6 protein-coding genes and 1 rRNA gene are annotated in these 13,388 nt (G+C 72.0%); 2 read left to right on the top strand and 5 right to left on the bottom strand.

The genetic code is table 11. The annotated features are described in order from the left end of the window. Positions 1 to 44: 44 nt before the first annotated feature. From ACZ4WV_RS32160 to ACZ4WV_RS32150, 3 genes are all read right to left on the bottom strand, one after another. Positions 45 to 2,738 carry an FtsK/SpoIIIE family DNA translocase gene (locus ACZ4WV_RS32160; RefSeq protein ID WP_465752177.1) on the bottom strand — a complete coding sequence of 898 codons (2,694 nt, stop codon included), beginning with the start codon at positions 2,736 to 2,738 and terminating at the stop codon, positions 45 to 47. Positions 2,739 to 2,966: 228 nt separating this feature from the next. Then, positions 2,967 to 3,602: a response regulator gene (locus ACZ4WV_RS32155; RefSeq protein WP_465752176.1), complete on the bottom strand. Its 636-nt coding sequence runs from the start codon at positions 3,600 to 3,602 to the stop codon at positions 2,967 to 2,969. A 296-nt stretch (positions 3,603 to 3,898) separates the two neighbouring features. Further along, the gene (locus ACZ4WV_RS32150; RefSeq protein WP_465752198.1) at positions 3,899 to 8,491 is read right to left on the bottom strand and encodes a HAMP domain-containing protein; all 4,593 of its coding nucleotides are present in this window, start codon (positions 8,489 to 8,491) and stop codon (positions 3,899 to 3,901) included. Between the two features lie 505 nt (positions 8,492 to 8,996). Here ACZ4WV_RS32150 and ACZ4WV_RS32145 point away from each other — a divergent pair. Beyond that, complete coding sequence (locus ACZ4WV_RS32145) at positions 8,997 to 11,558, top strand: SpoIIE family protein phosphatase (protein WP_465752175.1); 2,562 nt, start codon at positions 8,997 to 8,999, stop codon at positions 11,556 to 11,558. A 275-nt stretch (positions 11,559 to 11,833) separates the two neighbouring features. Then, positions 11,834 to 12,397, top strand: a complete 564-nt coding sequence (locus ACZ4WV_RS32140) for a GPR1/FUN34/YaaH family transporter (protein WP_465752174.1) — start codon at positions 11,834 to 11,836, stop codon at positions 12,395 to 12,397. Here the strand turns inward: ACZ4WV_RS32140 and ACZ4WV_RS32135 are convergent. Continuing rightward, positions 12,390 to 13,235, bottom strand: a complete 846-nt coding sequence (locus ACZ4WV_RS32135) for a phosphatase PAP2 family protein (protein ID WP_465752173.1) — start codon at positions 13,233 to 13,235, stop codon at positions 12,390 to 12,392. The genes ACZ4WV_RS32140 and ACZ4WV_RS32135 overlap by 8 nt on opposite strands. A gap of 61 nt (positions 13,236 to 13,296) precedes the next feature. Continuing rightward, positions 13,297 to 13,388: ribosomal RNA gene (rrf, locus tag ACZ4WV_RS32130) — 5S ribosomal RNA — on the bottom strand; the annotation flags it as partial.

The raw sequence follows: 13,388 nt of genomic DNA, 5'->3' as shown, positions 1-13,388 counted from the left end.
CCGACCGCCCCGGGGGCCCGTCGGCTCCGCCGCGGAAGGCGTCCTCAGCCCCGCAGGGTGATCAGCACACCGTCCAGCTCCTCCGGCTTCACCAGCACGTCGCGGGCCTTGGATCCCTCGCTCGGGCCGACGATCCCGCGCGACTCCATCAGGTCCATCAGCCGGCCCGCCTTGGCGAAGCCGACCCGGAGCTTGCGCTGGAGCATCGAGGTGGAGCCGAACTGGGTGGAGACCACCAGCTCGGCGGCCTGGATCAGCAGGTCCAGGTCGTCGCCGATCTCCTCGTCGATCTCCTTCTTCGGCCCGGACCCGACCGTCACGTCCTCGCGGTAGACGGCGCTCAGCTGGTCCTTGCAGTGCTGCACCACCCTGGCGATCTCCGCCTCGGTGACGAAGGCGCCCTGCATGCGGATCGGCTTGCTCGCGCCCATCGGCAGGAAGAGCGCGTCGCCCTTGCCGATCAGCTTCTCCGCGCCGGGCTGGTCCAGGATGACCCGGGAGTCGGCCATCGCGGAGGTGGCGAAGGCCAGTCGCGAGGGCACGTTGGCCTTGATCAGACCGGTGACCACGTCCACCGAGGGCCGCTGGGTGGCCAGCACCAGGTGGATGCCGGCCGCGCGGGCCAGCTGGGTGATCCGGACCACCGAGTCCTCGACGTCGCGCGGCGCGACCATCATCAGGTCGGCCAGCTCGTCGACGATCACCAGCAGGTACGGGTACGGCGTCAGCTCCCGTTCGCTGCCCAGCGGCGGGGTGACCTTGCCGGCCCGCACCGCCGCGTTGAAGTCGTCCACGTGCCGGAAGCCGAACGCGGCGAGGTCGTCGTAGCGCATGTCCATCTCGCGCACGACCCACTGGAGGGCCTCGGCGGCCTTCTTCGGGTTGGTGATGATCGGCGTGATCAGGTGCGGGATGCCCTCGTACGCGGTCAGCTCGACCCGCTTGGGGTCGACGAGCACCATCCGCACCTCGTCCGGGGTGGCCCGGGCCAGGATCGAGGTGATCAGGCAGTTGATGCAGGACGACTTGCCCGCACCGGTCGCACCGGCCACCAGGATGTGCGGCATCTTCGCGAGGTTGGCCATCACGGTGTGGCCCTCGACGTCCTTGCCCATCCCGACGACCATCGGGTGGCTGTCGTCGGCGGCCGCGCGCGAGCGCAGCAGGTCGCCGAGGTTGACCATCTCACGGTCCCGGTTGGGGATCTCGATGCCGACCGCGGACTTGCCCGGGATCGGGCTGATGATCCGCACGTCCGGGCTGGCCACCGCGTACGCGATGTTCTTGGCGAGCGCGGTGATCCGCTCCACCTTGACGGCCGGCCCCAGCTCGACCTCGTAGCGGGTGACCGTCGGGCCGCGGGTGAAACCGGTGACCTTGGCGTCCACCTTGAACTCGGCGAAGGTGCTGGTGAGCTGGGCCACCACCTCGTCGTTGAGGGCGCTGCGGGCCTTCGCCGGGCCGCCGCGCTCCAGCAGGTCCAGCGGGGGCAGCGCGTAGGTGACGTCCCCGGCGAGCTGGAGCTGCTCCATCCGCACCGGTGCCGGGCCGTGCTCCGCGGGCGCGCCCGGCCCGCCGCTGCGGGCGGCCGGGACGGCGGGCTCCTCCGGCGGCGCGGTGAGGTCCTTGACCTGGTGCATCATGTCCGCCACCGCGGAGGAGGCGGGCACGCCGTAGACCAACGCGCCGTCCAGGTCGGCGGCCGCGCCGGCGGCGAGGTCCCGGGTGGCGTACGGGTCCGGCGGCTCCCGGTCCAGCGGTTCCTTGTCCAGGGAGAGGCGGACGGCCTCCGGCCGCTCCTCGCCGTCGGTGCCCTGCTTGCGCCGACGGCGGCGACGGCGGGCGGCCACCTCGTCCGTCAGGTCGTCACCGGCGGTGTCCAGCGTGAAGGGCAGCGCGTCGGGGTCGGCGTCCTCCGGCGGGTCGTCGGACAGCTCGCGCTCCGGCGTGCGCCCCCAGCGTCCCCCGTCCTGCGGCCCGGGCTCTACCACGCCGAGCCGCACCCCCATGCCACGCAGTCGCTCACCGATCCGGTTGACCGGGGTGGCGGTGACCACCAGCAGGCCGAAGAAGGCCAGCAGCAGGAGCAGTGGCACCGCGAGCGCCGGGCCGGCGGCGGCCATCATCGGGGTGGACGCGGCCCAGCCGACGATCCCGCCGGCCGCCCGTATCCGGGAGGCGCCGCTGCCCATCATGGGCGCGCCGCAGCCGATGTGGACCAGGCCGAGGACGCCCACCAGCAGCGCGCTCAGCCCGATCACGATCCGGCCGTTGGCCTCCGGCAGCTCCGGGTGGCGCCAGAGCCGGATCGCGATCCCGGCCAGCAGGAACGGCACCAGCACGTCGAGCCGTCCGAACAGTCCGGACACCACGGCGGTGGCCGCCCCGCCCAGCCAGCCCTGCGGGCTGAACCAGGTGCCGGCCGCGATCACCATCGCGAGCGCGAACAGCACCAGGCCCAGTCCGTCCTTGCGGTGGGCCGGGTGGAGGTTCTTGGCGCCGTCGCCGACGCCGCGGAAGATCGCGGCGATCGGACTCGCCAGGGCGTTCAGGAAGCGCATCAGCCCCGAACGGGACGGCGGGGGCGGCGGGGCCGACTTGGCGGGCGCCTTCTTCGCGGGGGCCTTGCGGGCCGCCGCCTTCTTCGCGGGCGGCTTCCCCGGGGCCTTCGCCGCGGCCTTCTTGGACGGTCCCGGAGTCGGCTTACGTGCTGCGTTCCCGGGCGTGCGAGTGGCCATGGGTCAGCAGCCTACCGGTGCGGACCACCGGTGCCCACGCGCCCGAGCCGGGGGCCGAGACGTGTCGCAGACACATCGTCATCCTGACCGGGTTTCACCCGGATGCGCCGCCGAACCACCCGGGCGGGCGAACCCGGAGCGGCCGTTGCGCGCGGTTCCACACCGGTCCTGGCCGATCACCGCGGATCAACTCCGATCATCGGGATCACCGCGGATCCGGTCGACGCCCTACGAGCTGCCCGGACGCATCGCGTCCAGCGCCCGCCGCAGACCGGCGAGCTTGCGCTCCAGGTGCGCCGCCGTGGCGGCCACCCCGGCGTCCTGCGTCCCGTCCAGCTGCTTGCCCAGCGCCTCCGCCTGCTCCTCGACCGCCGCCAGCCGCGCGGACAGCTCGCCCAGCAGCACCCCGCCGAGCGCCGGCTCGCCGCCGCCCTCCTCCAGCTGCAGCCGCAGCAGCGCGGCCTGCTCCTTCAGCTGGCAGTTCTTGACGTACAGGTCGACGAAGACCGAGACCTTGGCCCGCAGCACCCACGGGTCGAAGGGCTTGGAGATGTAGTCCACGGCCCCGGCCGCGTAGCCGCGGAAGGTGTGGTGCGGGCCGTGGTTGATCGCGGTGAGGAAGATGATCGGGATGTCCCGGGTGCGCTCGCGGCGCTTGATGTGGGCGGCGGTCTCGAAGCCGTCCATCCCGGGCATCTGGACGTCCAGCAGGATCACCGCGAAGTCGTCGGTCAGCAGCGCCTTCAGCGCCTCCTCCCCGGAGGCCGCGCGCACCAGCGTCTGGTCCAGGGCGGAGAGGATCGCCTCCAGCGCCAGCAGGTTCTCCGGTCGGTCGTCGACCAGGAGGATCTTCGCCTTCTGCATGGGGGCCCGTCCTCCTGTCGCCTGCCTGCCGCCCGGTGAAGGCACCCGCGCACTGCCCACCGCTACTCCGGTCATGCTAGCCGCACCCCCTCGCCCGGCACATCGCTCCATCGGGACCCGATCCGGAGCGGCGCGCAGCCCGCGCTCCGGCGCACGCTCAGCAGGGTGTCGCCGTCCGGTCACTGTTCGCAACGATCGGTGACCCTACCGGGTTCCCGGGCCCGACCGCCAGCAAACAGTTCGACCGCCGGGCGCGAACCCCGGGGCCCGGCCCGGCGTTCGCGCCCGCCGCCGGGTCACGCGCGGTCGCCGTTCAACCACTCGTGCATCACCGACAGCAGGTGGTCGGTCTCCACCGGCTTGGTGATGTGGTCGGTGGCGCCCGCCTCCAGCGACTTCTCGCGGTCGCCCTTCATCGCCTTCGCGGTCAGCGCGATGATCGGCAGCCCGGCGAACTGGGGCATCCGGCGGATCGCCTCGGTGGTCGCGTAGCCGTCCATCTCCGGCATCATGATGTCCATCAGGACCAGCGCCACGTTCTCGTGCTGCTCCAGCATCTCGATGCCCTCGCGGCCGTTCTCGGCGTACAGGACGGTCAGGCCGTGCTGCTCCAGCACGCTGGTCAGGGCGAACACGTTGCGCACGTCGTCGTCGACGATCAGCACCTGCTGGCCGTCGAAGCGGGTGTCGCCGCGGGCGGGCCGAGGCTGCTGCGCGGGCTCCGTCGTCCGGGGCGCCGCGGCGCTCTCCAGCGCGGCGGTGCGCCGGCGCTCCACCGCCCCGCGGCGGCGCTCCTCCGCCATCTCCCGGACCTCCTGGGCCCAGTGGTCGGCCGGGTTCTCGCCGACCGGCACCGGCAGGCCCACCGGGGTCACCCCGACCGAGGCGCGCGGCGCGGGCGCGGACGGCCGCTCCGCCTGCCGCTCGGCGGGCGCGGCGTCCGGGGCCTCGGTGCGCAGCGGCAGGTACAGGGTGAACGTCGAACCGCGGCCGAGCTCGCTCTCGGCGTGGATCTCACCGCCGAGCAGCCGGGCGATCTCCCGGCTGATCGACAGGCCGAGGCCGGTGCCGCCGTACTTGCGACTGGTGGTGCCGTCCGCCTGCTTGAACGCCTCGAAGATCTCGCGCAGCTTGTTGTCGGGGATGCCGATGCCGGTGTCGGAGACCGAGAAGGCGATCAGCTCGTCGTCCGGGCCCTGGATCGAGCCGGACTCCAGCAGCCGCTCCCGCACGTGCTGGGGGACGTCCTGGCCGGCCGGGCTGATCGAGAAGTCGACCCCGCCGGTGTCGGTGAACTTCACCGCGTTGGAGATCAGGTTGCGCAGCACCTGCTGGAGCCGCTGCTCGTCGGTGTGCAGGGTGACCGGCAGGGCGGGCGAGACCCGCACCTCGAAGTCCAGGTTCTTGTCCAGCGCGACGGGCTGGAAGGTGGCTTCGACGTAGTCGACCAGCTGCACCAGGGCGATCCGGGTCGGGCGGACGTCCATCTTGCCGGCCTCGACCTTGGACAGGTCGAGGATGTCGTTGATCAGCTGGAGCAGGTCGGAGCCGGCGCCGTGGATGGTGTCGGCGAACTCGACCTGCTTGGGCGAGAGGTTGCCCTCGTTGTTGTCGGAGAGCAGCTTGGCCAGGATCAGCAGCGAGTTGAGCGGGGTGCGCAGCTCGTGCGACATGTTGGCGAGGAACTCGCTCTTGTAGCGGGAGGCCAGGGCGAGCTGTTCGGCGCGCTCCTCCAGGACCTGCCGGGCCTCCTCGATCTCGCTGTTCTTGATCTCGATGTCCCGGTTCTGCTGCGCGAGTTGCTCGGCCTTCTCCTGCAACTCCTCGTTGGTGCGCTCCAGTTCCTCCTGGCGCGCCTCCAACTCGGCGGATCGCATCGAGAGTTCGGCGGTGAGCCGCTGGGACTCCAGCAGCAGGCCCTCGGTCTTGGTGTTGACGCTGATGGTGTTGACGGTGACGCCGATCAGGTCGGCGATCTGGTTGAGGAAGTCCAGTGCGACGGTGGTGAAGGAGCTGAAGGTGGCCAGCTCGATCACGCCGAGCAGCCGGCCCTCGAACTGCACCGGCAGCACCACGATGTGGGCCGGGGAGGCCTCGCCGAGGCCGGAGGCGACCTTGAGGTATCCGGGCGGCGCCTCCTTGACGATGATCGGCCGCTTCTCCACCGCGGCCTGGCCGATCAGCGACTCGCCGGGCCGGAAGGTGGTCGGCATCGCCCGCCGCTGGTACCCGTAGCTGCCGATCAGCCGCAGCACGGTGTCGTTCTCGTCGTCGTCCTCGGTGATCAGCTCGGCGGTGCGGCCGGCGGGCTGGGCCAGGAAGAAGGCACCGTGCTGGGCGGAGACCACGGGGGTTAGCTCGGTCATGATCAGCGAGGCGACCGCCTCCAGGTCCCGGCGGCCCTGCAGCAGGCCGGAGATCCGGGCCAGATTGGTCTTGAGCCAGTCCTGCTCCTGGTTGGTGCGGGTGGTCTCGCGCAGGTTGGCGATCATCTGGTTGATGTTGTCCTTGAGCTCGTCGAGCTCCCCCGCGGCGTCCACGTCGATCCGCAGGCTCAGGTCGCCCCTGGTCACCGCGGTGGCGACCTGGGCGATCGCGCGCACCTGCCGGGTCAGGTTGTTGGCGAGTTCGTTCACCGACTCGGTGAGGTCCTGCCAGGTGCCGTCCACGCCGGGCACCCGGGCCTGGCCGCCGAGGCGCCCGTCGGTGCCCACCTCGCGGGCGACCCGGGTGACCTCGTCGGCGAAGGCCGAGAGCTGGTCGACCATGGTGTTGATGTTGGTCTTGAGCTGGAGGATCTCGCCCCGCGCGTCGACGTCGATCTTCTGCGAGAGGTCGCCGCGGGCGACCGCCGTGATCACCAGCGCGATGTTGCGGACCTGGCCGGTGAGGTTGTTGGCCATCTGGTTGACGTTGTCGGTCAGGTCCTTCCAGATCCCGGCCACGCCCGGCACGCTCGCCTGACCGCCCAGGGTGCCGTCGGTGCCCACCTCGCGGGCGACCCGGGTGACCTCCACCGCGAACGCGGACAGCTGGTCGACCATGGTGTTCAGGGTCCCGGCGAGCATCGCGATCTCGCCCTGCGCCTCGATGGTGATCTTCTTGGAGAGGTCGCCGCGGGCCACCGCGGAGGCGACCTCGGCGATGTTGCGCACCTGCCCGGTCAGATTCGACGCCATGAAGTTGACGTTGTCGGTCAGGTCCTTCCAGATGCCCGACACCCCGCGCACCCGCGCCTGGCCGCCCAGGATGCCCTCGGTGCCCACCTCGCGGGCGACCCGCGTCACCTCGTCGGCGAAGGCCGACAGCTGATCGACCATGGTGTTGACGGTGGTCACCAGCTCCAGGATCTCGCCCCGGGCGTCGACGGTGATCTTCTTCGACACGTCGCCGCGCGCCACCGCGGTGGTCACCTCGGCGATGTTGCGGACCTGGCTGGTCAGGTTGTTGGCCATCAGGTTGACGCTGTTGGTCAGGTCCTTCCACGTCCCGGACACCCCGGGCACGCTCGCCTGGCCGCCGAGGATGCCCTCGGTGCCGACGTCCCGGGCCACCCGGGTCACCTCGTCGGCGAACGAGGAGAGCTGGTCGACCATCGTGTTGATGGTGTTCTTCAGCTCCAGGATCTCCCCGCGCGCGTCCACCTGGATCTTCTGCGACAGGTCGCCCTTGGCGACCGCGGTCGTCACCTGGGCGATGTTGCGCACCTGATCGGTGAGGTTGTTCGCCATGAAGTTGACGTTGTCGGTCAGATCCCGCCACACCCCGGCCGCCCAGGGGACCTGCGCCTGACCGCCGAGCCGCCCTTCGGTGCCCACCTGCCGGGCCACCCGGGTCACCTGTTCCGCGAAGCCGGAGAGCTGGTCGACCATCGTGTTGATGGTGTTCTTCAGCTCCAGCATCTCGCCGCGCGCGTCCACCTCGATCTTCTGCGAGAGGTCCCCGCGCGCCACCGCCGTCGTCACCTGGGCGATGTTGCGCACCTGGCCGGTCAGGTTGTCGGCCATGAAGTTCACCGAGTCGGTCAGCTCGCGCCAGACCCCGGCCACCCCCGGCACCTGCGCCTGACCGCCGAGCCGGCCCTCGGTACCGACGTCCCGTGCCACCGTGGTGACCTGGGCGGCGAAGCTGTTCAGCTGGTCCACCATCGTGTTGACGGTGTTCTTCAGCTCCAGCATCTCGCCCGCCACGTCCACCGTGACCTTGCGGGACAGGTCGCCCTTGGCCACCGCCGTGGTCACCTGGGCGATGTTGCGCACCTGCGCGGTCAGCCGGCCCGCCATGGTGTTGACCGAGTCCGCCAGGTCCTTCCAACTGCCGGACACACTGCGGACCTTGGCCTGACCGCCGAGCTTGCCCTCGGTGCCCACCTCGCGGGCCACCCGGGTCACCTCGTCGGTGAACTCCGAGAGCTGGTCCACCAGTCCGTTGACGGTCCGCCCGATCTTCAGGTACTCGCCGCGCAGCGGGTGGCTCACCCCGTTGCTGTGCAGCGAGCGCAGCTCCATCTTCTGGTCCAGGTCGCCCTCCGCGATCGAGGTCAGCACCCGGCCCACCTCGGCCATCGGACGGGCCAGGTCGTCGATCAGCGCGTTGCAGTTGTCGACGGCCGCCATCCAGGCGCCCTCACCCGCACCGGTCTCCAGCCGCTCGTTCAGCCGGCCCTCGCGGCCGACCGCCCGCCGCACCCGGGCCAGCTCACCGGTCAGGTGCTGGTTGCGCTCGGCGACCTCGTTGAACACCGCGGCGATCTCCGCCAGCGGCCCGTCGCCGGGCACCGTCAGCCGGCGGCGGAAGTTGCCGTCGCGCATCGCGGTCAGCGCGGACAGCAGCTTGCGCAGGTCGGCCGGCTCGGCACTGCGGTTGTGGCCCGATCGCCGGCCGGCCACGTTCCGCGGCGCCGTCCCGGACCGTCCGCCGCGCTGGGCGGGCGGCGTCGTGCCGGATGCGTCCTTGGTTGCGTCCTTGGTGGCCGAACTCAACGGGCCCCTCCCACGTAGTGAACTGTCCGGTGACCGCCGCGCCGTTTCCGGCACGCACCGGGCACCGGCCCGGCTGGGCTGCGCACCGGCGGACCCACTCGGCACACCGGCACCCACACGACCGTACTGCTCCCACCGGCCGTCGCGGACCCCCCAGTCTGGCAGCACTGGCGCCGCGTGTACGGCCGGTTGCGCTCGGTTGGTACCGCACCGTCCGAAACAGGTGGGCAGAATCACCCTCCAGTGCCTGTTTCACCGCCCCGCCCCCACGGGGAACCAAGCGGAAAGTAGGGTGGAGCGCTGCACCGGGCCACGACCCGACCCAGCGCCGCCGCACACCCCGACGGCGCGCACGGGGAGTCGGCGCCGCACCGGACAGCCAGGGCAAGAGCAGCAGAGGAGAAGTGGCAACGTGGTCACCGCGCGCGCAGCCGCGACCTTCGACCCCGACGGCCGGTCCGCGGCCGCCGCCCGGGGCTTCGTCCGGGACGCGCTGCTCGGCTGGGGCCTGCCGGAAGTCGTGGACGACGCCGTCGTCCTGGTCAGCGAACTGGTCACCAACGCCGTCGTGCACGCCGGCACCGCCGCCGAGGTCTGCTGCCTGCGCGAGGAGGAGACCGTCCGGATCGAGGTCACCGACCACCACCCCGAGCGCGGCCTGCCGTCCCTCGGCGACGGCCCCGTCTCCGCCTCCGACCGCTACGCCGACCCCGACGGTGAGGGCGGCCGCGGCCTGCTGATGTGCTCCGCCCTCGCCGAGCGCTGGGGCGTCGAGTACGCGGCCGGGCAGAAGACCGTCTGGTTCCGGCTCAGCCTGCCCGCCCACGTGGTCGGCACCGCCTACGCCGTCCCCGCCACCCCCGGCAGCGACCTGCCCAGCAGCGCCGGCCCCCTGCACGTCGCCGTCGTCCAGCTCGACGAGGACGGCCGTGTCCTGGCCTGGAACCACGACGCCGAGGCCCTCTTCCAGCACCCCGCCACCGCCGTCCTCGGCCGCCCCTGGGCCGACCTCGCGGTGTGGCCGCAGTCCCCCGGCCGCGGCCTCGGCCTCACCGACACCCTGCAGCTGGCCCGCTGGGAGGGCGGCTACGGCGTCCGCCGCGCCGACGGCGAGGAGATCGAGGTGTACGGCGTCCAGGTCCGGGTGCGCGACACCGAGGGCGTGCCCTCCACCCTCTGCCTGCTCGTCCTCGAACCCGACCGGGCCGTGCTGCGCTCCCCCGCCCGCGCCCTGCCCGGCGAGCGCCCCGACTCCGCCGGCCCCCGGCTCGACCTGCTGGCCGGCCCGGTCACCACCGACGACCTCGACTCGCTGCTCCAGCGCACCGTCGAACGCGCCCGCGACCTGCTCGACGCCGACGCCGCCTACCTGCTCCTCACCACCGACGACGAGAACGAGTTCGAGCTCCGCGCCGCCACCGGCCTCAACGTCGCGCTCCGCCGGCACGCCCGGTTCCCAGTCGAGACCGGCAACCGCTACGACTCCGCCCGGCTGCCCACCGTCCACGAGGACCTCGCCACCCGCCCCACCGGCCTGCCACTGCTCGCCGACAGCGGCATGCGCTCCCTGATCACCGTCCCGCTCAAGGTCGAGGGCCGCCTGATCGGCTCGCTCGGCATCGCCACCACCGTGCCCGGCCGCTACGACAACGAGGACGCGCTGCGCCTCCAGTTCGCCGCGGACCGGGTCGCGCTGGCCGTCGAGAGCACCCGACTGACCGAGCTCGAACGGCTGCGCCGCGGCTCGCTCTCCTTCCTCGTCGAGGCCTCCGACCTGCTGGCCGGCACCCTCGAACACGAGCAGACCCTCGCCCTGATGGCCCAGATGGCCGTCCCCACCCTCTCGTCCTGGTGCGCCGTCTACACCAACGGCGACCACGGCTCCTCGGGCGGCCCGGCCTTCGTCCTGCACGAGGACGAGGACCGGATCGACCCGTTGCGCGACCTGCTCGACAAGACCCCCGCCCCCGAGGCCGGCCCCACCCACGGCGTCCGCTTCTGGACGGCACCCACCGAAACCGCCGCCGCCCGCGGGCTCTCCGACAGCCCCGAACTCGCCGGCCTGCTCGGCGAGACCGTGGTCCTGCCGCTGACCGCCCGCAACCGGGTCATCGGCCTGCTCGCGCTCGGCGTCCCGGCCGGCATCCGGTTCCGTCAGGAGATGCTGGAACTCGCCGAGGACCTCTCCCGCCGGGCCGCCCTCGCCCTCGACAACTCCCGGCTCTACTCCGAGCGCACCGCCACCAGCCAGGCCCTCCAGCGCAGCCTGCTGCCGCCGGACCTGCCCGAGATCCCGGGCGTCGAGGTGGACGTCTTCTACCAGGCCGCCGGCGAGGGCAACGAGGTCGGCGGCGACTTCTACGACCTGTTCACCATCCGCGAGGGCACCTACGGCTTCGCCATCGGCGACGTCTGCGGCACCGGACCCGAGGCCGCCTCCGTCACCGGCCTGGCCCGGCACTCGCTGCGCCTGCTGGCCCGCGAGGGCCTGGACGCCCCGCAGGTGCTGCGCCGCCTCAACGCGGCCATCCTGGACGAGGGTTCGCGCAGCCGCTTCCTCACCCTGATCTACGGCGAGCTCACGCCCCGCCCGGACGGCAGCACCGAACTGTCCATGGTCTGCGCCGGCCACCCGCTGCCGCTGCGGCTGCGCACCGACGGCCGGGTCGACCGGGCGGCCACCCCCCAGCCGCTGCTCGGCGTCATGGACGACCTCGACCTCACCGCCGAGCACCTGGTGCTCTCCCCCGGCGAAGTCCTGCTCTGCGTCACCGACGGCGTCACCGAACGCCGCGAGGGCCGGCGGATGCTGGGCGACGACGGCCTGGCCGAAGTGCTCACCGGCTGCACCGGCCTGACCGCCGGAGCGGTCGCGATGCGGGTGCAGCGCGCGGTCGAGCGGTTCGCCGCTGAGCCGCCGTCCGACGACATGGCGATCCTGACGCTACGGGTCCCGAACCAGCGCCAGCCCTGAGCGTCCCGCGCGTTCAGCAGCTGACGCAGTCACAAATTGTTATATTCACAAGGGTACAAGGATCCCGTGTCGGGTACACCGATCACACCGGGGAATCCCCCGGAGGGGACGTGACCAGCGGCTCTCCGCTGGCCCATCACTTCTGACCTCACTTCTGACCGCTGCCCGCGCACGCCTTCGCCGTGCGCCCCCGGCGCGGTCGCGCGCATCCATTCCTCGACACCACACCACGCGTCACTGCGCCCTGCGCGCGCCCAGAGTGAAAGGAGCCTCCGGTGAGCAACGAAGCTACCGGGGCATCGAACGCCCGCTCCACCGGAGCCGACGCGGGGAGCCTCGGCTACCTCGCCCTCGGCCTGACACTACTCGCCTACGGTCTGCTCTCCACCGGCGTCCTGCACGGCGCCGGTGTCGGGGACGCGGGCCACCTCGCCCACCTGCTCGGCGGCGTCACCCTCTTCATCGCGGGCCTGTGGCAGCTCCGCCGCGGCGAGGGCTTCACCGGCACCGCCTTCACCAGCCTCGGCGCCTTCTGGGCGACCTGGTCGGTGGCGGGCGGGGCGGGCAAGAACGCCGCCGGACTGTTCCTGCTGCTGTGGGCCCTGCTCGCCCTCAGCCTCACGGCGGCGAGCTGGGGTGCCGGACTGGTCAGCCGCGCCGTCTACGGTCTGCTGACGCTCTCCCTGGTGCTGTCCGCCATCGCCACCTTCGGCGGGTACGGCGGCCTCGCCAAGGCGGCCGGCTGGATCGCGGCCGTCGCCGGACTCGCCTCCTGGTACTGGGCCACCTCCGCACTCAGCAACGGCTCCTGGGGGAGGGTCGCCCTGCCGGTCAAGTGACCTGCTTCGGCCGCTCCTGCGCACCACTGCGGGGCCGGGCCTCCGTCTCGACGGGGGTCCGGCCCCGTCGGCGTGCCGCCAGCGCCAGGACGCCGTAGGCGAGGAGCAGGATCGCGACCGCGACGATGCCGTCGGCCCAGAAGTGATTGGCCGTCACCACGACCACGGCCACGGTCAGCACCGGGTGCAGCAGCATGACCCACCGGAACGGGCTCGGCGACACCCGCACGACCGCGACCGCCGCCAGCACGCACCAGGCGACGTGCACCGACGGCATCGCCGACAGCTGGTCGGCCACCACCACACCGCCGACCGCGCCCCCGTACACCGACTGCCCGTACTCGGCCGCCACGTCGACGAACCCGCTCTGCGGGAGCATCCGCGGCGGCGCCACCGGAATGAACTGCACCAGCAGGCAGACCGCCGTGGTGATGACCACCGTGTTGCGCACCCACGCGTAGCGCTCCCGGTGCCGCAGGTACACCCAGAACAGCACCGCCAGCATCATCGCGAAGTGCATCACTGCGTAGTAGTAGTTGGCCAGCCTCACCAGCACCGGGTACGGCGTGACCGCCGCCTGCCAGGACGCCTCGTCCGGCAAGCCGATCGCCCGCTCGGTGCGGTGGATCCAGCTCGCCCGGTCCACCGCGTGGTCGGCACTCATCACCGACAGGTGCCCCACCAACTGCCAGAGCGCGAACAGCGCCAGCAGGGTGCCGGCCTCCCGCAACAGCGCCGCGACCCCCGGTTTCCGGACCCGCGCGGCGACGTACGCACCTCCGTAGAGGCCGACGGCGGCACCCCCGGCGGACTGCCAGGTCAGGGTCAGGTTCTGCATTGGCAGAGGGTAACGCAAAAAGACCCCCTCCCGAATGGAAGGGGGTCTTTTCGGAATGATTGTTCGGCGGCGTCCTACTCTCCCACAGGGTCCCCCCTGCAGTACCATCGGCGCTATGAGGCTTAGCTTCCGGGTTCGGAATGTAACCGGGCG

The organism is Kitasatospora sp. NPDC029312 (assembly GCF_055569215.1).
The sequence above is the reverse complement of the archived record's forward strand: the minus strand, read 5'-3'. Positions and strand labels throughout refer to the sequence as shown.